This is a genomic window from Burkholderiales bacterium, from assembly GCA_036262035.1.
Lineage (GTDB): Bacteria > Pseudomonadota > Gammaproteobacteria > Burkholderiales > SG8-41 > JAQGMV01.
Genome location: DATAJS010000013.1, coordinates 165,978 through 187,554 on the forward strand (window position 1 = coordinate 165,978; position 21,577 = coordinate 187,554).

Genomic DNA, 21,577 nt, shown 5'->3' on the forward strand with positions numbered 1-21,577 from the left:
GATCACCAGCCAGATCGCGACGTTCTTGATGAGATTGTTCAAGCAGTCTCCTTCACGCCGGTTAGGCGCTGCATCGATCGATTCTAAACCACTTGCCCGGCGGAGCCTCCCGACGACGCTCCCTGCCGACTGCGCAATCAGCCCGCTTTCAGTCCTTTTGCGAGCAGATAGACCTCGCTCGACCGGCTGCGCGAGGCATCCGGCTTGCGTGTGAGCACTTCGTTGAACGTGCGCCGCAGGGAGTTCACCAGACCGTCGTAACCGGCGCCGTGGAACGTTTTGACCAGGAAGTTTCCCTGCGGTTTCAAATGGTTCATTGCAAATTCGAGCGCGTGCTCGGCGAGTCCTATCGAGCGGGCCTGGTCGGCGCTGGCGATACCGCTGATATTGGGCGCCATGTCGGACATCACAAGGTCGACCCGCTCGCCGTGCAGCGCCTGCTCCACCCTCTCGAGGGTCTCCTGTTCCTGAAAATCTCCGCGTATCACCGTGACAAAAGGCACTTCGGCCATCTCGAGCAGGTCGAGCGCGATCACCCGACCTCTGGCTCCCACAGCCTTCGCCGCGACCTGAGACCAGCCGCCCGGCGCGGCTCCGAGGTCGACCACGGTCATCCCCGGCTTCAAAAGCCTGTCCTTCGCATCGATCTGCTGCAGCTTGTATGCCGCGCGCGACCGAAATCCCTCGGCGTTGGCGCGTTTCACGTACGGGTCCGTCACGTGCTCGCGCATCCACGCCTTGCTCGTCTTCGCCATTCGTCCCGAATCTTAATTAACGGCCGCCGCCGGCCAAATCTGGAATAAGCGCGCTTTTTGGTGCTTAAGGCGTGCCGGGGCCGTTTCGGTGGTAAAGTCCGGGCCCCTGCTCCGCGCCCTCATCCCGCAATCCGCCTTCAAATGCAAGAGCTTACCCCCGCCCAGCGCCGCGAGCTCAAAGCCCGCGCCCACCATCTCAATCCCGTCGTGATGATCGGCGACGCCGGCCTCACGCCGGAGGTCGTGCGCGAGATCGACGCCAATCTCAAAGCCCACGAGCTCATCAAGGTCCGCGTGCTGGGAGACGACCGGGCGGCGCGGATGGATCTGGTCGCCCAGGTTTGCGAGCAGACCGGCGCAGCGCCGGTGCAGCAGATCGGCAAGATCCTGGTGTTTTACCGCCCGAAGCCGGCCGAAGAGGAAAAAACGCCCAAGCGACGGCGGGCGATCAAGAAGGGCCCGAGACGGACGAAGCGCAGCTATCAAGGCTCCTAAGCGGTGAAACGTGAAATGCGAAACGTGAAACGTGGACCGAGGCCTGCCACAGGAACCTCACGTTTCACGTTTCACTAGACGTATTTCACGTCCAGGATCTCGTATTCGCGCAAGCCGCCTGGCGCCTGGACCTCCGCCACGTCCCCGGCGGACTTGCCGATCAGGGCGCGTGCGATCGGGGAGCTGATCGAGATCTTGCCGACCTTGATGTCGGCCTCGTCCTCGCCGACGATCTGGTAGGTCACGACCTGGCCGCTCTCCATGTCCTCGAGGTCGACGGTCGCGCCGAACACGCAGCGGCCGTCGGCGTCGAGCAGCGCCGGGTTGATGATCTGGGCGTTCGAGAGCTTGCTTTCGAGCTCGGCGATGCGGCCTTCGATGAAGCCCTGCCGCTCTTTCGCCGCCGCGTATTCCGCGTTCTCCGACAGGTCGCCGTGCGCGCGTGCCTCCGCGATCGCGTTGATGATCGCCGGCCGCTGCACGCCCTTGAGCTCCTGCAGCTCTTCGCGCAGCATCAAAGCGCCGTTGACGGTGAGTGGGGTCTTGTTCATGGGAGGTCAGGCCGCGATGAGGTTGCCGTGGAGCTCCTGGACGCTGTAGGCGCGCAGCTCCTTCGCCTGCTCGATTCCGGTCGAGCCGGCGCGCGCGCCCGCGAGCGTAGTAAATAGCGGGACCCGTTGCTGCAGAGCAGCGCGACGGATCGAGTACGAGTCGCGAATCGCCGCCCGGCGGTCCTCGACGGTATTGACGATCAGCGCGATCTCGCCGTTCTTGATCATGTCGACGACGTGCGGACGCCCTTCGGCCACCTTGTTCACCGGCGTCACCGGCAGGCCCGCGGCGGCGATCGCATTGGCGGTGCCGCGCGTCGCGAGCAGGACGAATCCCAGCCTGGACAGCGAGCGGGCCACCTCGACCGTCGCGTCCTTGTCGGAATCGCGCACGCTCAGGAAGACTTTGCCTGCCGCCGGCAGGCGCTCGCCCGCCGCCATCTGCGACTTGAGAAACGCTTCGGCGAAGGTCTTGCCTACGCCCATCACCTCGCCGGTCGATTTCATCTCGGGACCGAGGATGGTGTCGGCGCCGGGAAACTTGATGAACGGGAAGACCGCTTCCTTCACCGAGTAGTACGGCGGGATCACTTCGGCCGTCACGCCCTGCTCCGCCAGCGTCTTGCCGGCCATGCAGCGCGCGGCGATCTTGGCGAGCGGCAGGCTCGTCGCTTTGGACACGAACGGCACGGTGCGCGATGCGCGCGGGTTCACTTCGAGCACGTACACCACGCCGTTCTGGATCGCGAACTGCACGTTCATGAGCCCGGCCACTTTCAGCGCGCGGGCCATCGCGACGGTCTGGCGGCGCAGCTCGTCCTGCAGCTCGGCCGACAGCGAGAACGGCGGCAGCGAGCACGCGGAGTCGCCCGAGTGCACGCCCGCCTGCTCGATGTGCTCCATGACGCCGCCGATGATGACTTCCTTGCCGTCGGACACCGCGTCGACGTCGACCTCGGTCGCGTCGTTGAGGAAGCGGTCGAGCAGCACCGGCGAATCGTTGGAGACCTTGATCGCCTCGCGCATGTAGCGCTCGAGGTCCGACTGCTCGTGCACGATCTCCATCGCGCGGCCGCCGAGCACGTACGACGGACGCACGACAAGCGGGTAGCCGATCTCCTGCGCACCGGAGATCGCCTTGGCGGCGCTGCGCGCGGTGCGATTGGGCGGCTGCTTCAGCTTGAGCTTGTTCAGCAGCTTCTGGAAACGCTCGCGGTCCTCGGCGAGGTCGATCGAGTCGGGCGTGGTGCCGATGATCGGCACTCCGTTCGCTTCGAGATCGCGCGCGAGCTTGAGCGGCGTCTGGCCGCCGAACTGCACGATCACGCCGTACGGTTTCTCGACGTGCGCGATCTCGAGCACGTCTTCCAGCGTGAGCGGCTCGAAGTACAGGCGGTCCGAGGTGTCGTAGTCGGTCGACACGGTCTCGGGGTTGCAGTTGACCATGATGGTCTCGAAACCGTCTTCGCGCAGCGCCAGCGCGGCGTGCACGCAGCAGTAATCGAACTCGATGCCCTGGCCGATGCGGTTCGGCCCGCCGCCGAGCACCATCACTTTCTTCTTGTCGGTCGGCTGCGCCTCGCACTCTTCCTCGTACGTCGAGTACATGTATGCGGTGCGCGTCGCGAACTCCGCGGCGCAGGTGTCGACGCGCTTGTAGACCGGGCGTATGCCGAGCGCGTGGCGGCGCTCGCGCACTTCGGCCGGCGTCGTATTCAGCAGCTTGGCGAGCCTGCGGTCCGAGAAGCCGTCGCGCTTCAGCTGCCGCATCTTGTCGGCGTCGATCGCGTCCAGCGCCGTGCCCGCGAGCAGGCTCTCGGTGATGACGAGGTCTTCGATCTGCGCGAGGAACCACGGATCGATCCTGCAGATGTCGTGGATCTCGGTGAGCGTCATGCCGATGCGGAACGCGTCGGCGACGTAGTAGATGCGGTCGGGACCCGGATCGCCGAGCTCTTCCTCGATCGCGTCGCGATCGGTGGTGCGCTCGTCGAAGCCGTCGACGCCGGTCTCGAGGCCGCGCAGCGCTTTCTGCACCGATTCCTGGAAAGTGCGGCCCATCGCCATCACCTCGCCCACCGATTTCATCTGCGTGGTGAGGCGGTCGTCGGCCTGCGGGAACTTCTCGAACGCGAAGCGCGGGATCTTGGTGACGACGTAGTCGATCGTCGGCTCGAACGACGCGGGCGTGGCACCCCCGGTGATGTCGTTGCGCAATTCGTCGAGCGTGTAGCCGACCGCGAGCTTGGCCGCGACCTTGGCGATCGGGAAACCGGTCGCCTTGGACGCGAGCGCGGACGAGCGCGAGACGCGCGGGTTCATCTCGATGATGACCATGCGCCCGTCTTTCGGGTTGATGCCGAACTGTACGTTCGATCCGCCGGTGTCGACCCCGATCTCGCGCAGGCACGCGATCGAGGCGTCGCGCATGATCTGGTATTCCTTGTCGGTCAGCGTCTGCGCCGGCGCGACGGTGATCGAGTCCCCGGTGTGCACCCCCATCGGATCGAAGTTCTCGATCGAGCACACGATGATGCAGTTGTCCTTGCGGTCGCGGACGACTTCCATCTCGTACTCTTTCCAGCCGATCACCGATTCCTCGATCAGCACTTCCTTGGTCGGGCTCGCGTCCAGCCCGCCGGTGACGATGGCGACGAACTCCTCGCGGTTGTACGCGATGCCGCCGCCGGTGCCGCCGAGCGTGAACGAAGGACGGATGATCGTCGGAAAACCGACCATCGACTGCACCTGCAGCGCTTCCTCGAGGCTGTGCGCGAGCGCCGAGCGCGGGCTGGCGAGCCCGATCTTGGCCATCGCCGACTTGAACTTCTCGCGGTCCTCGGCCTTGTCGATCGCTTCGCGCGACGCGCCGATCAGCTCGACGCCGTACTTCTCGAGCACGCCGTGCTTGGCGAGGTCGAGCGCGCAGTTGAGCGCGGTCTGGCCGCCCATCGTCGGCAGCAGCGCATCGGGATGCTCGATCGCGATGATCTTCTCGACCATCTGCCAGGTCACCGGCTCGATGTAGGTCGCGTCCGCCATCTCCGGGTCGGTCATGATCGTCGCCGGATTGGAGTTGACGAGGACGACGCGATAGCCCTCCTGGCGCAGCGCCTTGCACGCCTGCACGCCGGAGTAATCGAACTCGCACGCCTGGCCGATCACGATCGGGCCCGCGCCGATGATCAGTATGGACTTGATGTCTGTGCGTTTAGGCATTGAGGTCAGTGAAACGTGAAATGTGAAATGTGAAACGAAGGGGCTCGCGCGAGCCCATCACGTTTCACGTTTCACGTTTCACGCTTTCCTTCTCATCCATCATCTTCATGAACCGCTTGAACAAATAATCGACGTCCTGCGGCCCCGGGCTCGCTTCGGGGTGACCCTGAAAGCAGAACGCCGGGCGATCGGTGAGCTCGAAACCCTGCAGGCTGCCGTCGAACAGCGAGACGTGCGTGACCTTGGTGTTCGCAGGCAGCGTCGCGGGATCGACCGCGAAGCCGTGGTTCTGGCTGGTGATCATCACGCGGCCGGTGGCGAGGTCCTGCACCGGATGGTTCGCGCCGTGGTGGCCGAACTTCATCTTCACGGTCTTCGCGCCGACGGCGAGCCCGAGCAGCTGATGGCCGAGGCAGATGCCGAAGAGCGGCACGCCGACGCCGAGGAAGGTGCGGATCGCGCGGATCGCGTAATCGCACGGCGCGGGATCGCCCGGGCCGTTCGCGAGCAGGATCCCGTCGGGCTCCAGTCCGAGCGCTTCTTCGGCCGGCATCTCGGCCGGAACGACGGTGACTTTGCAGCCGTGCGCGGCGAGGCGGCGCAGGATGTTGCGCTTGACGCCATAGTCGTACGCGACGACGTGGAAGCGCCCGTCACCATCGCGCCTGGCGTAACCGCTCGCGAGATTCCACGCGCCTTCGTTCCATTCGTACGACTGCTTGCAGGACACCACTTTTGCGAGGTCCATGCCCATCAGGCCGGGGAATTCCTGCGCGGCCTTGAGCGCCGCGTCCACGCTCACGTCGCCGGCCATGATGCAGCCGTCCTGCGCGCCCTTGTCGCGCAGCAGGCGCGTCAATTTGCGCGTATCGATGTCCGCGATCGCGACGATGTTCTCGCGTTTCAGGTATTCCGGAAGAGTCCAGCTCTGGCGCCAGTTCGACGCGAGGATCGGCAGGTCGCGGATGACGAGACCCGCGGCATGGACGCGGTTCGCTTCGACGTCCTCGGCGTTCGCACCGTAGTTGCCGATGTGCGGATACGTGAGGGTGACGATCTGCCGGCAGTACGAAGGATCGGTGAGGATCTCCTGATAGCCGGTCATGGCGGTGTTGAACACCACCTCGCCGACCGTGATCCCTTCGGCGCCGATCGACGTGCCGCGAAATACGGTTCCATCCTTGAGTACGAGGATGGCGGGCGTACGCGCTGACACGGGCAAGCTCCTGATTTCTGGGGACTACATGCGGAAAGCGGGACAGGTCTTTAAACCCGTCCCGCTCGTTTGAAGCGCCGATTATACGCTAATGGAAGTGACCGGTGAAGCGGTGACGGATGCGGCGGTGACGGGTGAAACGGTGACGAAAACCCGTAGGTCGCGTTAGCCGCGGAAGCGGCGCAACGCGACGCGCCTACTTCAGCCCCAGGACGTCCTGCATGTCGTACAGGCCGCTCTTCTTGCCCATCAGGAACCGCGCGGACCGCAATGCCCCTTGCGCGTAGGTGGCACGACTATTGGAGCGGTGGGTAATTTCGATACGCTCGCCGGTCCCGAGGAACATCACGGTGTGATCGCCGACGACATCGCCGCCGCGCACCGTCGCGAAACCGATGGTGTTCGTCCTCCGCTCGCCGGTGACGCCTTCGCGGCCGTAGACCGCGTCTTTCTCGAGATCGCGCCCGAGCGCTTTGGCGACGATCTGGCCCATTCCCAGCGCCGTTCCCGAAGGCGCGTCGACCTTGTGGCGGTGGTGCGCTTCGACGATCTCGACGTCGTAACCGTCCTTCAACGCCGTCGCCGCGAGCTCGATCAGCTTGAACGTCACGTTGACGCCGACGCTGAAGTTCGGCGCCATCGCGACCGGGATCCCGGCCGCGGCGGCAGCGATCTCGTCTTTCTGCTCGGGCGTGAAGCCGGTCGTGCCGATGACGAGGCGCACGCCGAGCGTGCGGCACACCGCCGCATGCAGCAGCGTGCCTTCCGGCCGCGTGAAATCGATCAGCACGTCGCAGCCGGCGAGCGCGCTCTTCAGGTCTTCGGCGATCGTCACCGGCGAGCTCTCGCCGACCAGCTCGCCCGCGTTGCGGCCGATAAAGGGACTGCCGCGCTGGTCGAGCGCCGCGGCAAGCTCGGCGTCGGGCGCTTTGATGACGGTTTCCAGCAATACGCGGCCCATGCGACCGCTCGCGCCCGCGATCGCGACTTTCATTTGGAGGCCACCGGTTTTTCGCTGCCCGCGGGCTTCACGTCGCCGTCGATGCGCAGCAGCTTGTCGTCGGAGAACACGACGACGATGCGGCGCTGCTCGGTGACCACGCCTTTTTTCTGGAGCACGTAGACGTAATCCCAGCGGTCGTTGTGGAACATGTCGGTGACCAGCGGCGTGCCGAGCGCGAAGCGAACCTGGCTCTTGGTCATGCCCGGCTTGAGCTTGTCGACCATGTCCTGGGTCACGTAGTTACCCTGCTGGATATCGATCTTGTAGGGCGTGAGGCCGGGGACGCTCGGCATGCGCGCGCATCCCGCGACGGCCAGCACGGCGATCGCGGCGAGACAGGACAGTGGTTTTTTGGAGAACGGCAAAAGGTGATGACGGCGGCGGGGCGACCGGGCGCCGGACGCACGCTTGCAATGTAGACGATTGCGAATATGATAGCCCAGAGTCCCCTCCCCCCATAGGAAAATCCCCCGTTGAGCTCCCCGACCGATCTGAAGACCATCGGCCTCAAAGCCACGCTTCCCCGGCTGCGCATCCTCGAAATCTTCGAGAAGGGCGACGTGCGCCACCTCTCCGCGGAGGACGTGTACAAGACGTTGCTCAAGGACGGGACCGACACCGGGCTCGCCACGGTCTATCGCGTGCTCACCCAGTTCGAGCAGGCCGGCCTGCTGCTGCGCCACCACTTCGAAGGCGGCAAAGCGGTCTTCGAGCTCAAAGGCGGCGGGCACCACGACCACATCGTCTGCATCGAATGCGGCCACGTCGAGGAGTTCTACGACTCCGAGATCGAGAAGCGCCAGAACGAGATCGCGGCCGAGCGCGGATTCAATCTGCAGGATCACTCGCTGCATCTCTATGCGGAGTGCACGAAGGCGAACTGCCCGCACCGGCTCGCGCGAAAAGAGTGATGAGATGAAGGTGATGAGGTGAAGGTGATGAGGTGAAGGTGATGAGGTGAAGGTGATGAGGTGAAGGTTTCTCACCCTTATCTCATCCCCCCTATCTCATCACCTCTAACGCCTCACTCCTTCAGACCGAGCATCTCCGCCGCGTGCTTCCTGGTCGTCTCGGTGATCTTGACGCCGCCGAGCATGCGCGCGATCTCGTCGACCCGCTGTTCGGCATCGAGCGCGATGACCTTGCTCGCGATCTTGGTCTTGGACGCGGCTTTCGACACCTGCCACTGGTGATCGGCGCACGCCGCGACCTGCGGGAGGTGGGTGATGCACATCACCTGGTGCTTGCGGCCCAGGTCCTTCAGCATTTTCCCGACGATCTCGGCGACGCGGCCGCCGATGCCGACATCGACCTCGTCGAACACCAGCGTCGGCACCTGCGCGACGCGGCTGGCGACGGTCTGGATCGCCAGCGATAGGCGCGAAAGCTCGCCGCCCGACGCGACTTTCGCGAGCGGCTGCGGCGACATGCTCTTGTGCGCGCTCACGCGGAACTCGACGTGCTCGAGCCCGTGAGAGTTGGGTTCGCCGAGCGGATCGAGCGCGACCTCGAACACGCCGCCGGCCATCGCGAGCGTCTGCATCGCGGCGGTGACTTCGGTTCCGAGCTTTGCCGCGGTCTTGCGGCGAGCGGCGGAGAGCTTTCCGGCTTCCGTGCGGTAAGCCGCGAGCGCTTCGGCCTCGAGCTTTTCCATCGCCTTCGGATCGGCGGAGACGTCGAGCTCCGCGAGCCTCGCGCGCGCGGCTTCGAGGGTGCGCGGGATGTCCTCGGGCTCTATGCGGAACTTGCGGCACGCCGCATGGATCGCGTCGAGACGCGACTCGGCGGCGCGCAGCCGCTGCGGATCGACCTCGAGCTTCTGCTCGTAGTGGCGCAGGCTGTATACCGCTTCCTGCACCTGGATCGCCGCGGGCTCGAGCGCATCGAGCACCTCGCGCAAAGCCGGATCGAACTCGAGCAGCGCGTTGAGCCGCGAGATCACCGCGTTCATCTGCGTCAGCGCAGCGGACTCGTCTTCGGACAGCGCGTCGAGTCCCGCTTGTGCGCCTTCGATGAGGCTCGCGGCGTGCGCGAGCCGCGCGTGCTCGCCGGTGAGCGCGGTCCAGGCGTCGGCGTTCATCTCGAGCGCGGCAAGCTCTTTCACCTGCCATTCGAAACGCTCGCGCTCCGCAGCGATCGCCGCCGAGTTCTTCTCGAACGCCGCGCGATCGTCGGCGCGGCGGCGCCACCCACGGTAGAGGTCCGCGACGCGTTCCGCGATCTCGGCGTGCCCGCCGAAACCGTCGAGGAGATCGCGCTGCGCGGCGCTCCGCTGGAGCGACTGGTGCGCGTGCTGCCCGTGGATGTCGACGAGGAACTCGCCGACTTCGCGCAACTGCGTGAGCGTCGCCGCGGTCCCGTTCACGAACGCGCGCGAGCGCCCGCTCGAATCGATCGTCCGGCGCAGGAGGCACGAGCGCTCGTCCGACGCGAGCTCGCGCTCTTCGAGCCAGCGCGCGAGCGCGCCCTCGTCGTCGATGTCGAACCCGGCGGCGATGTCCGCGCGCTGCGCCCCCTGCCGCACGACACTCGCCTCGCCGCGGTCGCCGAGCACGAGCGCGAGCGCATCGACCAGGATCGACTTGCCCGCCCCGGTCTCTCCGGTGAGCACGGTAAAGCCCGACTCGAACTCCAGATCGAGCTTGTCGACGATGACGAAGTCCCGGATCGAAAGACTGCGCAGCATTACTGACGGTTCCAGGCGAGCTTCTGCCGCAGCATCGCGTAATAACTATGTCCCACCGGATGCAGCAGGCTGATGTCGTGCGCGTAGCGGCGGATGCGGATGCGGTCGCCTTCACCCAGCTCGAAATGCGAATGGCTGTCGAAGTGCGCGCGCGGGTCGTCGGCGCCGCGGACGACGAGGTCTATGGTGCTGTCGCTGCTGATCACGATCGGCCGGTTGGACAGCGTGTGCGGGCACACCGGGACGAGCGAGATCACGCGCAAGCTTGGATGCACGATCGGACCGCCCGCCGAGAGCGCGTAAGCGGTCGAGCCCGTCGGCGTGGCGACGATGAGACCGTCGGAGCGCTGGGTATAGATCGGCTCGCCGTCGATGAGGACCTCGAACTCGATCATGCTGCCGCGCAGCCCCTTGCTCACGACCACGTCGTTGAAGGCGAGGACGTTGAACACCGATTCGGCGCCGCTGTAGACGTCGGCTTCCAGCAGCATGCGGTCTTCTGTGACGTACTGCCCGTCGAGGATGCGGCCGATGGTCTCGATCATGGTGTCGAGCGAGATGTCGGTCAGGAAACCTAGACGCCCCTGGTTCACGCCGACCAGCTTCGCTGCGAACGGCGCGAAGGTGCGGGCGATGTTGAGCATCGTCCCGTCGCCGCCGAGCACGACGGCGAGGTCGACTTTCGGCCCGAGCTCCTCGAGCGCCAGCACCGGGTAGCGGCACTCTCCGATGTGCGAGGCGGTCAGGCGGTCGATCATGACCTGCACGCCGCGGCCTTCCAGATAGGCGGCGAGCTCGAGCAGCGGCGGAGCGATTTCGGGGCTTTTGTACTTGCCGATCAGCGCGACCGTCTTGAAGGATTTGTCCATTGCCCGCATTTAACCATAGCGCTATCGCGCGTGAAGGATGAAAGGCGAATGAGTGAAGGGTAAAAATCGCTGGCGCGTGCGACACTTACCTTTCACCCTTCACCCTTCACGCTTTCACCCAATTCGGTAGAATTGCTCACATGTCAAGCGACATCCCCGTGCTGAACGAGCGCGCGCAGGTCCTGCTGAAGACGCTCGTCGAGCGCTACATCGCGGACGGACAGCCTGTCGGCTCCCGCGCGCTCTCCAGGTTTTCCGGCCTCGAGCTCTCGCCCGCAAGCATTCGCAATGTGATGGCCGATCTCGAGGATCTCGGCTTCATCGCGAGCCCGCACACCTCCGCCGGTCGCGTGCCCACCGCGCGCGGCTATCGCTTCTTCGTCGACACGCTGCTCACGATCAAGCCGCTGGACTCGTTCGAGATCAACAAGCTCGGAGAACAGCTGCACTCCGAGAACCGCCAGCGCATCGTGACGTCGGCGTCGCAGATGCTCGCGGACCTGACGCGTTTCGCCGGCGTGGTGATGACCCCGCGCCGCAGCGCGGGCTTCCGCCACATCGAGTTCGTGAAGCTCTCGGACACGCGGGTGCTGCTGATACTCGTCACGCCCGAAGGCGACGTGCAGAACCGCATCCTGACCACGCAGCGCGCGTACAGCCCGTCGGAGCTGGTCGAGGCGGCGAACATCCTCAACCAGAACTACGCCGGTCTCACGTTCGAGGAAACCCGCGCGCGCATTCACGAAGAGCTCAAGCAGCTGCGCGAGGACATGACCCAGCTCATGACCCGCGCGCTCGAAGTCGGCAACGAGGCGCTCAACGACTCGGCCGACGACGTGGTGATCTCGGGCGAAGGCCGCCTGCTCGACGTGCACGACCTCTCGTCGGACATGCAGCGGCTGCGCAAGCTCTTCGACCTCTTCGAGCGCAAGACCGGCCTGCTGCAGCTCCTCGACGTCTCGAATCGCGCGCACGGCGTGCAGATCTTCATCGGCGGCGAATCGGGGCTGGTCCCGCTCGACGAGTTCTGCAGCGTGGTCACCGCGCCCTACGAGGTCGACGGCCAGATCGTCGGCACGGTCGGCGTCATCGGCCCGACGCGCATGGCGTACGAGCGCGTGATCCCGATCGTCGACATCACCGCCAAGCTGCTGTCGAGCGCGCTTTCACACCATTAAGGCGTGAACGGGTGAACGAGTGAACGGGTGAACGGGTCAAGCAAGGGCGTCGGTGTTCTGCTCATCAACCTGGGTACCCCCGAGGCGCCGACTCCCGAAGCGGTCCGCGTCTACCTGAAGGAGTTTCTCTCCGACCCGCGCGTCGTCGAGATTCCGCGCGCGGTGTGGTGGCCGATCCTGTACTTATTCATCCTGCCGCGGCGGCCCAAGGCGTCGGCCGCGCGTTACGCCCAGGTCTGGACGCGCGACGGCTCGCCGCTCAAGGTCTATGCCGAGCGCCAGACGCTGATGCTCCAGGGTTATCTCGGCGAGCGGCTGCGGGCCCCGGTCGCCGTCGACTACGCGATGCGCTACGGCAAGCCGTCGATCGCGGACAAACTGCAGGCGCTCAGGAAGCGCGGCTGCGACCGCATCCTGCTCGTTCCGCTCTACCCGCAATATGCCGCCAGCACCACCGCGACGGCGCTCGACCGCGTGCTCGCCAGCCTGGAAGCGATGCGAGACCAGCCGGCGGTCCGCACGGTCCGCGATTTCCACGACGACCCGGGCTACATCGAGGCGCTCGCGGCGAGCGTGCGCGACTTCTGGATGAAGCGCGGAAGGCCCGAGGTCCTGGTGATGAGCTTCCACGGCATCCCCAAGCGATCCGTCGACCTCGGAGACCCGTACCGCGACCAGTGCCTGGAGACCGGGCGCCTCCTCGCCGCGGCGCTGGAGCTTCCCGAATCGCGCTACCGCATCGCGTTCCAGTCGCGCTTCGGCCGCGCCGAATGGCTCAAGCCCTACACCGCCGAGACCCTGGCCGACTTCGGCCGGGCCGGGACGGCGCCGGTCGACGTGATCTGCCCCGGCTTCGTCGCCGACTGCCTGGAGACGCTCGAGGAGATCGCGATCGAGGGCCGGCAGATCTACGAGAAGGCCGGCGGCAGGGAGCTGCGCTACATCCCGTGCCTCAACGACCGCCACGAGTGGATCGCGGCGCTCACCGAGCTCACGGCGCGAAACCTGCTCGGATGGGTAGAGCCCGGCGAGGCGGCCCGAAATTACCGGCCATTCGGGGTTTCCGCATTCTGAACGCGGATTTTCGTTTCACCCCTTGAAAGCGCTCGCCCGGATCCCCATCTGCAGCGGGTCTAGAGGAGCGCATCTATGCAGGAAACACCCGATATCACCAACACCAACGAGGCCCAGGAGGCCGCCGCGGCTGCTACCGGCGGCGACCTCGAGGAGCGCCTCAAGAAGGCCGAAGAGGCCGCCCAGACCCACCAGGACGCGTATCTGCGCGCCCGCGCCGAGACCGACAACGTCCGCAAGCGCAGCCAGACCGAGATCGCCAACGCCCACAAGTTCGCGATCGAGAGCTTCACGAACGAGCTCCTGGCGGTGAAAGACAGCCTCGAGGCGGGGCTCGGGGCCGAGAACGCCTCGGTCGAGAGCATGCGGGCCGGGGTCGAGCTGACCCTGCGGCAGCTCAAGGCGGTTTTCGAGAAGTTCAACGTCAGCGAAGTCGACCCGACGGGTCAGAAGTTCGACCCGCACCGCCACCAGGCGATCAGCACCGTCGAAGCCGACGCCGAGCCCAATACCGTCGTGCAAACGCTCCAGAAGGGCTACCTCCTGCACGACCGCGTGATCCGCCCTGCGCTGGTCATCGTGTCGAAATCCGAAAACTGACCGATTCGGCTTGAAAATCAGTCGAAAAGCCTCATATCGGACCTAACGAATCCACTACCGCAAGCTCCAGCGAGGAACACATGGGAAAAATCATCGGCATAGACCTCGGCACCACGAACTCGTGCGTATCCGTCATGGAAAACGGCACGCCGAAGGTCATCGAGAACTCGGAAGGCGCGCGCACGACGCCTTCGATCGTCGCCTATATGGACGACGGTGAAGTGCTGACCGGCGCCCCGGCGAAACGCCAGGCGGTCACCAACCCGAAGAACACCCTCTACGCGGTGAAGCGCCTCATCGGCCGCCGCTTCGAGGAAAAAGAGGTCCAGAAGGACATCGACCTCATGCCGTACCGGATCGTCAAGGCGGACAACAACGACGCCTGGGTCGAAGTGCGCGGCAAGAAGATGGCCCCGCCCGAAGTGTCGGCGCAGGTCCTGATGAAGATGAAGAAGACCGCCGAAGACTATCTCGGCGAGCCGGTCACCGAAGCGGTGATCACGGTGCCCGCGTACTTCAACGACTCGCAGCGCCAGGCGACCAAGGACGCCGGCCGCATCGCGGGCCTCGACGTCAAGCGCATCATCAACGAGCCGACGGCGGCGGCGCTCGCGTTCGGCCTCGACAAGAAGAAGGGCGACCGCAAGATCGCGGTATTCGACCTCGGCGGCGGCACGTTCGACATCTCGATCATCGAGATCGCCGAAGTCGAAGGCGAGCACCAGTTCGAGGTGCTGTCGACCAACGGCGATACGTTCCTCGGCGGCGAGGACTTCGACCAGCGCCTGATGGATTACCTGTGCGACGAGTTCAAGAAGGAGTCGGGCATCGATCTGCGCAAGGACATGCTCGCGCTGCAGCGCCTGAAGGACGGCGCGGAGAAAGCGAAGATCGAGCTGTCGTCGTCGCAGCAGACCGAGGTGAACCTGCCGTACATCACGGCCGACGCCTCGGGTCCGAAGCACCTCGCGGTGAAGATCACGCGCGCCAAGTTCGAGTCGCTCGTCGACGAGCTGATCGACCGCACCATCGAGCCGTGCCGCATCGCCGTCAAGGACGCGGGCGTGAAGCTCTCGGACATCGACGACGTCATCCTCGTCGGCGGCCAGACGCGCATGCCGAAGGTGCAGGAAAAGGTGAAGGAGTTCTTCGGCAAGGAGCCGCGCAAGGACGTGAACCCGGACGAGGCCGTCGCAGTCGGCGCCGCGATCCAGGGCGGCGTGCTCCAGGGTGAAGTGAAGGACGTGCTGCTGCTCGACGTCACCCCGCTGTCGCTGGGTATCGAGACGCTGGGCGGCGTCATGACCAAGCTCATCCAGAAGAACACCACGATCCCGACCAAGGCGAGCCAGGTGTTCTCGACGGCGGACGACAACCAGAGCGCGGTCACGATCCACGTGCTCCAGGGCGAGCGCGAGATGGCGCGCGCCAACAAGTCGCTCGGCCAGTTCAACCTGACCGACATCCCGCCCGCGCCGCGCGGCATGCCGCAGATCGAGGTCACGTTCGACATCGACGCGAACGGCATCCTGCACGTCTCGGCGAAGGACAAGGCGACCGGCAAGGAGAACAAGATCAAGATCCAGGCGTCGAGCGGTCTGTCGGAAGACGAGATCCAGCGCATGGTGAAGGACGCCGAAGCGCACGCCGAGGAAGACAAGAAGATCCGCGAGACGGTCGACGCCCGCAACCAGTGCGACCACATGGTCCACTCGGTGAAGAAGGCCCTGACGGAGCACGGCGACAAGGTCGGCGCCGACGAGAAGTCGAAGATCGAAGCCGCGTTGAAGGACGCCGAAGAGGCGATGAAGTCCGACGACAAGGAGAAGATCGAAGCCGCGACCCAGACGCTGGCGCAGGCCGCCCAGAAGCTCGGCGAGCAGGCGTACGCGCAGGAGCAGGCCAAGCAGCAGGGCGCCGCCGGCGGCGCTCAGCCGCAGGGCTCGGCGCAGGGCGGCAAGCAGCCGGATGACGGCAACGTCGTCGACGCGGAGTACGAAGAGGTGAAAGAGAAGAAGTGATGGATGAGGCGTGAAACGTGAAACGTGGCACGCCGAGTTCTAGGTGACGAGTGAGGCGAGCGCACCGGGACCTGATTGCATGGCAGGAAGCGATCCGGCTGGTGGAAATGATTTACCGTCTCACCGCCACTTTCCCGCGGGAAGAACAATTCGGCCTAACCAGCCAGATGCGGCGTGCAGCGACGTCGGTTCCCGCAAACATCGCTGAAGGAGCAGCTCGCGCCGGTACGCGCGAGCTGCTTCATTTTTGAGCGTCGCTTCCGGGTCCCTATAGGAGCTCGACACGCATACCGAACTTGCAAAAAACCTGGGCTTCCTGGGTGATACCCACGAGCTTCAAGATAAAATCGACCGGGTGTCCGCGTTGATTCTGGCTTTACGCAAGTCGCTGCAAGCCAAGCCGCGGTAAGCGCGCGTTTCACATTTCCCGTTTCACGTTTCACCAAAAACATGGCAAAACGCGACTATTACGAGGTGTTGGGGGTCAACAAAGACGCCTCGGAAGACGAGATCAAGAAGGCCTATCGCAAGCTCGCGATGAAATACCATCCGGACCGCAATCCGGATAACCCCAAGGCCGAAGAGCACTTCAAGGAAGCGAAAGAGGCGTACGAGATCCTGACGGACTCGAACAAGCGCGCCGCGTACGATCACTACGGTCATGCCGGCGTGGATCCGAACTCGGCGGCCGGTGCGGGCGCGGGCTTCGGCGGCTTCTCCGACGCGTTCGGCGACATCTTCAGCGACATCTTCGGCGGCGGCCGCCAGCGCTCGACCGTGTTCCGCGGCGCGGACCTGCGTTACAACCTCGAGATCTCGCTCGAGGACGCGGCGCGCGGCACCGAGACGCGCATCCGCATTCCCGCGCTCGAAGAGTGCGAGACGTGCAAAGGCACCGGCGCCAAGCCCGGCACGCAGCCCACGCAGTGCACGACCTGCGGCGGCCACGGCCAGGTGCGGATGCAGCAGGGATTTTTCTCGATCCAGCAGACGTGTCCCAAGTGTCACGGCACCGGCAAGATGATCAAGGACCCGTGTCAGCCGTGCGGCGGCACCGGCCGCATCAAGCAGCAGAAGACGCTGTCGGTGAAGATCCCGGCGGGCGTGGACGAAGGCGATCGCATCCGTCTTTCGGGCGAAGGCGAAGCCGGCGTCAACGGCGGGCCTCCCGGCGACCTCTACGTCGTGATGCACATCAAGCCGCACCAGGTTTTCACGCGCGACCACAACGACCTGCACTGCGAGATGCCGATCAGCTTCACCACGGCCGCGCTCGGCGGCGAGATCGAGATCCCGACGCTCGACGGCTACGCCAAGATCAAGGTGCCGTCGGAAACGCAGAGCGGGAAAGTGTTTCGGCTGCGCGGCAAGGGCATCAAGGGCGTGCGCTCCAACGCGCACGGCGACCTGCTCTGCCACGTCATCGTCGAGACGCCGGTCAACCTCACCTCCCGGCAGAAGGAACTGCTGCAGGAGTTCGAGGCGATCAGCGGCACGGACGCGGAGCGCCACAATCCGCGCGCCAAGTCGTGGATGGACAAGGTCAAGGAATTCTTCGAATCATAGACGCGCTGCGGCCGACAAGTCGGCCGCAGCAATCGTCCAGTGAACGCCTCGGAGGGAAACCAAGGTTTCCCTCCGAGACCTCCTTTCCTTGGGCTCGCTCGCGCTCGCTCCGCCGCCTTAGCTCGCAGGGTGCGTGGTAACGCACCGCGGGCCCCTCGCACGCGATTTGCATAAGGCCCGGCAAGACTGCCGGGCCTTTTTGTTGTACGGTGCCCGCAGGGAACGGAGGCGCATGGCGACTTCGATTCACAACCCGATGGGTACGGACGGATTCGAGTTCATCGAATACACCGCCCCGGACACGCGCGCCCTCGCCCGGCTCTTCGAGAACATGGGTTTCACGGCGGTCGCGCAGCATCGTTCCAAGGACGTCACGCTCTACCGTCAGGGCGACATCAACTTCGTCCTCAACCACGAGCCGGACAGCTTCGCGCAGGCTTTCGCACGCGTGCACGGGCCGTCGGTCTGCGCGTTCGCGATCCGCGTCAAGGACGCGGCGCATGCCTACAAGCGCGCGCTCGAGCTCGGCGCCAAGCCGCACCGCGGCGAAGTCGGGCCGATGGAGCTCAACATCCCGGCGATCCGCGGCATCGGCGGCAGCGTCATCTATCTCATCGATCGCTACGGTGACACCGGCACCATCTACGACGTCGACTTCAAAGCCATCGCGCCAGCGCAGCAACCCGGCGTCGGCCTGCGCTACATCGACCACATCACGCACAACGTCCACCAGGGCCGCATGGACCACTGGGCGCAGTTCTACGAGCGGCTCTTCGACTTCCGCGAGATCCGCTTTTTCGACATCCACGGCGTGAAGACCGGCCTGCGCTCGCGCGCGCTGACGAGCCCGTGCGGCAAGATCCGCATCCCGATCAACGAGCCGACCGACGACAAGTCGCAGGTCGAGGAATACCTCGACGCCTATCACGGCGAAGGCATACAGCACATCGCGCTGGCGACGGGCGACATCTACGCCACGGTCGAAGCGCTCGCGGCCGGCGGCATGGCGTTCATGCATACGCCGCACGCGTATTTCGAGGCGGTCGACGCGCGCGTGCCGCAGCACGGCGAAGACCTGGCGAGGCTGGAAAGGAACGGGATACTCATCGACGGCAAGCGCGGCGATCTTCTCCTGCAGATCTTCACCGAGACCGTGATCGGACCGATCTTCTTCGAGATCATCCAGAGGAAAGGCAACGAAGGCTTCGGCGAAGGCAACTTCCAGGCGCTGTTCGAAGCGATCGAGCGCGACCAGATCGCGCGCGGGGTCGTATGAGCCGGCAGTGGATCGCGTTTCCCGTCGTCGAAGGCGTCGCCTCGCGCCAGGCGCACGCCGATCTCCCCGAAGGCACCTACGAGCGCGAGCTCGGCAAGGAAGGTTTTTACGGGCCGTCGACGCAGATGATCCACCGCCATCCGCCGACCGCGTGGACGGGGTTCGAAGGACCGCTGCGTCCCCGCGCATTCGATACCACGAGGATCGAAGCGAGCACCGCGTCGCCGTGGGACGCGACGCTGCTGCTCTCCAACGAGCACGTGCGCATCCGGCACTGGCGCATCGACCGGGCTATGGACCACCTCGTGCGCAACAGCGACGGCGACGAGCTCATCTTCGTGCACGCGGGCGAAGCCGACCTCTATTGCGATTACGGCCACCTCGCGCTGACCGAAGGCGATTACGTGATGCTGCCGCGCGGCACGATGTGGCGCATCGAAGTGAAGTCGCCGTTCTTGGCGCTGCTCGTCGAAGCGACGAACGAGAGCTACGGCCTGCCCGACAAAGGCATCGTAGGCCAGCACGCGGTGTTCGATCCCGCGGCGCTCGACGTGCCGCGGCTCGACGACGCTTTCCGCGCGCAAGCAGGGGACGGCGAATGGCGCGTGGCGATCAAGCGCCGCGGCGCGCTGTCGACGCAGCGCTTCGGCCACAACCCGCTCGACGCGATCGGCTGGCACGGCACGCTCACCCCGGTGCGCATCAACTGGCGGTCGATCCGCCCGCTGATGAGCCATCGCGCGCACCTGCCGCCGTCGGCGCACACCACGTTCGCGTCGGCGCGCTTCGTCGTCTGCACCTTCTGTCCCCGCCCGCTGGAATCCGACCCGGGCGCGCTCAAGGTGCCGTTCTTCCACAACAACGACGATTACGACGAGATGATCTTCTACCACGCGGGGAACTTCTTCTCGCGCGACAACATCCATCCGGGGATGATGACCCTGCACCCCAGCGGGTTCACGCACGGGCCGCACCCCAAGGCGTTCAAGGCGGGCGCCGGCGGCACGCGTACTGCCACGGATGAAGTCGCCGTCATGATCGATGCACGCGACGCGCTGGACGTCGCGCCACTGCCCGAAGGTGTCGAATGGACCGGTTACGTGGACTCGTGGAAAAGCGCATGAGCGCCGGAGGCTTCGACGCGTTTCAGTCGCGCATAGCCGCGGAGCTCCTGAACCATCGCGTCATCGTGGACAACGCCTACACGCGCTGGTTCGCGTCAGGAGAGCAGAACGAAGCGCAGCTGAAAGCGTTCGTCGTGCAGTTCTCGGTGTTCTCGAACCAGTTCCTGATCGCCCAGATGAACAAGGTGATCAACGCCGATACGCTGGAAGGCATGCGCGCGTCGAAAGAGATACTGGCGAACGAGCTCGGGGTGACGTTCAACAAGGCCGGCATCGAGCGCTCGGGGTTGTCGAAGGCGTACGATCCCGATCACGCCGGCATCGAAGGCAGCGTGCAGGGCGGGCTCTTCCACTTCGAAGCCGGCCATTTCGAATGGCTGTGGCAGGTCGCGAAACAGCTCGGGCTCTCGTTCGAGGAAGTCGGCCACCGCCGCAACGGCACCGCGCCGACCCTGCACTTCTGCGACGAGCTCATCCGCCTCTACGGCGGCGACAACTACGAGATCTCGCAGGCGGCGAGCTTCGCGGTCGAGAACTGGGCCGCGGCCGGTTTCTGGAAAGAGCTCATCCAGGGCTTCGCGCGCTACAACCAAAGGCACGGCACCAGGCTGCCGCTCGGCTTCTTCGTCTGGCACGACCGCCTCGAGGCGCAGCACGCGCGCCACACCCGGGAAGAGCTCGAGGAGTACTACGGCGAGACGGCGCTCGACGAGGACGACTTCATCCGTTACGGCAACCGGATGCTCGACGGCGTGGCGGCGTTCTGGGACGGGCTCGAAGCGCAGCGCCAGGGGCTGGCCTGAAAGTAAAGCAATCGACCGCAAAGGACGCAAAGGAAAGCTGAACATCGCGCACTCATGACGACGCGACGTTAATTAACCTTTGCGTCCTTTGCGTCCTTTGCGTCCTTTGCGGTTGATTAGCTTTCGATCTTGCTTTAAATCCAGCCCACTTTCCTGAATCGGTAGAACAGGTATACGTCCACCGCGACCATCGCGCCGACCGCGAGCGGATAGCCGAACGTCCAGTGCAGCTCGGGCATGAACTCGAAATTCATGCCGTAGACGCCCGCGATCATCGTCGGCACCGCCACCAGCGCGCCGTAGGACGCGAGGCGTTTGACGATCTCTCCTTCGTTCACCGTCACCAGGGACAGGTTCACCGAGATCGCGGTGGTCAGCATGTCGCGCAGGCTGTCGATGCGCTGGGTGATCCGGTAGAGGTGGTCGTAGACGTCGCGGAAGTATTCCTGGGTGTTCGCGGTGACGGCCGGGACGCGCCCGCCGTAGAGCTTGCCGACCGCTTCGTGCGCCGGCCCGGCCGCGTGGCGCAGCAGCACGAGCTGGCGCTTCAACGCGTAGAGCGCCTGGACGGCGCTGCGGCCGGCGTCGTCGCGGAAGATGCGCTCCTCGATCGCCTCCAGCTTGTCCTCGAGCGCATCCATGATCGGAAAGTAGCGGTCGACGATCTTGTCGATGAGCGCGTACAGCACGTAGCCGGGACCTTCCTTGAGGAGCTCGGGCTCGCGTTCGGCACGCGCGCGAACCTCGCGGAAGCCCTCGCGCGTCCTCTTGCGCACGGTCAGGATGTAGTCCTTCCCGACGAAGATGTTCACCTCGCCTTCGTGGATCTCGCAGTCCGGCTCGGTCAGTTCCAGCGTGTGCATCACCACGAACACGCAATCGCCGTACTCCTCGACCTTCGGCCGCTGGTGCCCGTGCAGCGCGTCTTCGACCGCGAGCTCGTGCAGGCAGAACTGCTCGCGCATTTCCTCGAGCTCCTCGGGCTCGGGGTCCCGGACCGCGACCCATACGAAGCGTCCGGGCTTGCCCAGGTGCAGGTGGATGTCTTCTTGCGCGATCTCGGCGAGCCTGCGGCCGTTCTCGTACGCGACGCAGCTGATCAGCATCGTTTTCTCCTCCGGGGCGATCATAACGCCAGCCC

General features: G+C 65.1%; 19 protein-coding genes. 10 read left to right on the forward strand and 9 right to left on the reverse strand.

The features are described from left to right. Positions 1–137 precede the first annotated feature (137 nt). The gene (locus VHP37_16230; GenBank protein ID HEX2827901.1) at positions 138–755 is read right to left on the reverse strand and encodes an RlmE family RNA methyltransferase; all 618 of its coding nucleotides are present in this window, start codon (positions 753–755) and stop codon (positions 138–140) included. A 141-nt stretch (positions 756–896) separates the two neighbouring features. Here VHP37_16230 and yhbY point away from each other — a divergent pair, with 141 nt between their 5' ends. Beyond that, on the forward strand, positions 897–1,250 hold the full coding sequence (yhbY, locus tag VHP37_16235) for a ribosome assembly RNA-binding protein YhbY (protein HEX2827902.1): 354 nt from the start codon (positions 897–899) through the stop codon (positions 1,248–1,250). Positions 1,251–1,324: 74 nt separating this feature from the next. Here the strand turns inward: yhbY and greA are convergent, their stop codons facing one another. From greA to VHP37_16260, 5 genes are all read right to left on the reverse strand, one after another. Further along, positions 1,325–1,801, reverse strand: coding sequence for a transcription elongation factor GreA (gene greA, locus VHP37_16240; protein HEX2827903.1), 477 nt, complete (start codon positions 1,799–1,801; stop codon positions 1,325–1,327). A gap of 6 nt (positions 1,802–1,807) precedes the next feature. Beyond that, positions 1,808–5,020 (reverse strand): carbamoyl-phosphate synthase large subunit, encoded by a 3,213-nt coding sequence (carB, locus tag VHP37_16245; GenBank protein ID HEX2827904.1) that lies wholly within the window; start codon positions 5,018–5,020, stop codon positions 1,808–1,810. Between the two features lie 64 nt (positions 5,021–5,084). Further along, positions 5,085–6,236, reverse strand: coding sequence for a glutamine-hydrolyzing carbamoyl-phosphate synthase small subunit (gene carA / locus VHP37_16250; protein HEX2827905.1), 1,152 nt, complete (start codon positions 6,234–6,236; stop codon positions 5,085–5,087). Positions 6,237–6,432: 196 nt separating this feature from the next. Continuing rightward, entirely contained in the window at positions 6,433–7,230 is a 798-nt protein-coding gene (dapB, locus tag VHP37_16255; protein HEX2827906.1) for a 4-hydroxy-tetrahydrodipicolinate reductase, read from the reverse strand. Then, a complete protein-coding gene (locus VHP37_16260; protein ID HEX2827907.1) occupies positions 7,227–7,532 on the reverse strand; it encodes an outer membrane protein assembly factor BamE in 306 nt (101 codons plus the stop codon). Before VHP37_16260 ends, dapB begins: the two co-directional genes overlap by 4 nt. A 180-nt stretch (positions 7,533–7,712) precedes the next feature. Between VHP37_16260 and fur the strand changes: the two genes are divergently transcribed. Further along, positions 7,713–8,150: a ferric iron uptake transcriptional regulator gene (fur, locus tag VHP37_16265; protein HEX2827908.1), complete on the forward strand. Its 438-nt coding sequence runs from the start codon at positions 7,713–7,715 to the stop codon at positions 8,148–8,150. Positions 8,151–8,263: 113 nt separating this feature from the next. Here fur and recN read toward each other — a convergent pair whose 3' ends face one another. Both recN and VHP37_16275 read right to left on the reverse strand, forming a co-directional pair. After that, entirely contained in the window at positions 8,264–9,925 is a 1,662-nt protein-coding gene (gene recN / locus VHP37_16270; GenBank protein HEX2827909.1) for a DNA repair protein RecN, read from the reverse strand. After that, positions 9,925–10,794 carry an NAD kinase gene (locus VHP37_16275; protein ID HEX2827910.1) on the reverse strand — a complete coding sequence of 290 codons (870 nt, stop codon included), beginning with the start codon at positions 10,792–10,794 and terminating at the stop codon, positions 9,925–9,927. The genes recN and VHP37_16275 overlap by 1 nt, the downstream gene beginning before the upstream one ends. 140 nt (positions 10,795–10,934) lie before the next feature. Between VHP37_16275 and hrcA the strand changes: the two genes are divergently transcribed. The 8 genes from hrcA to VHP37_16315 all read left to right on the forward strand — a co-directional run bounded on the left by hrcA (position 10,935) and on the right by VHP37_16315 (position 20,436). Further along, a complete protein-coding gene (gene hrcA / locus VHP37_16280) occupies positions 10,935–11,972 on the forward strand; it encodes a heat-inducible transcriptional repressor HrcA (protein ID HEX2827911.1) in 1,038 nt (345 codons plus the stop codon). Positions 11,973–11,999: 27 nt separating this feature from the next. Next, positions 12,000–13,046 (forward strand): ferrochelatase, encoded by a 1,047-nt coding sequence (hemH, locus tag VHP37_16285; GenBank protein ID HEX2827912.1) that lies wholly within the window; start codon positions 12,000–12,002, stop codon positions 13,044–13,046. 75 nt (positions 13,047–13,121) lie between these two features. Beyond that, a complete protein-coding gene (gene grpE / locus VHP37_16290) occupies positions 13,122–13,646 on the forward strand; it encodes a nucleotide exchange factor GrpE (GenBank protein ID HEX2827913.1) in 525 nt (174 codons plus the stop codon). Between the two features lie 35 nt (positions 13,647–13,681). Further along, complete coding sequence (gene dnaK, locus VHP37_16295) at positions 13,682–15,667, forward strand: molecular chaperone DnaK (protein HEX2827914.1); 1,986 nt, start codon at positions 13,682–13,684, stop codon at positions 15,665–15,667. Between the two features lie 450 nt (positions 15,668–16,117). After that, a complete protein-coding gene (gene dnaJ / locus VHP37_16300; GenBank protein ID HEX2827915.1) occupies positions 16,118–17,233 on the forward strand; it encodes a molecular chaperone DnaJ in 1,116 nt (371 codons plus the stop codon). A gap of 232 nt (positions 17,234–17,465) precedes the next feature. Further along, the gene (hppD, locus tag VHP37_16305; GenBank protein ID HEX2827916.1) at positions 17,466–18,509 is read left to right on the forward strand and encodes a 4-hydroxyphenylpyruvate dioxygenase; all 1,044 of its coding nucleotides are present in this window, start codon (positions 17,466–17,468) and stop codon (positions 18,507–18,509) included. Then, on the forward strand, positions 18,506–19,633 hold the full coding sequence (locus VHP37_16310; GenBank protein HEX2827917.1) for a homogentisate 1,2-dioxygenase: 1,128 nt from the start codon (positions 18,506–18,508) through the stop codon (positions 19,631–19,633). Before hppD ends, VHP37_16310 begins: the two co-directional genes overlap by 4 nt. Next, positions 19,630–20,436 (forward strand): hypothetical protein, encoded by an 807-nt coding sequence (locus tag VHP37_16315; protein ID HEX2827918.1) that lies wholly within the window; start codon positions 19,630–19,632, stop codon positions 20,434–20,436. The genes VHP37_16310 and VHP37_16315 overlap by 4 nt, the downstream gene beginning before the upstream one ends. Before the next feature lie 134 nt (positions 20,437–20,570). On the opposite strand, the gene corA is transcribed toward VHP37_16315, so the two are convergent. Beyond that, complete coding sequence (corA, locus tag VHP37_16320) at positions 20,571–21,542, reverse strand: magnesium/cobalt transporter CorA (GenBank protein ID HEX2827919.1); 972 nt, start codon at positions 21,540–21,542, stop codon at positions 20,571–20,573. Positions 21,543–21,577 lie beyond the last annotated feature (35 nt).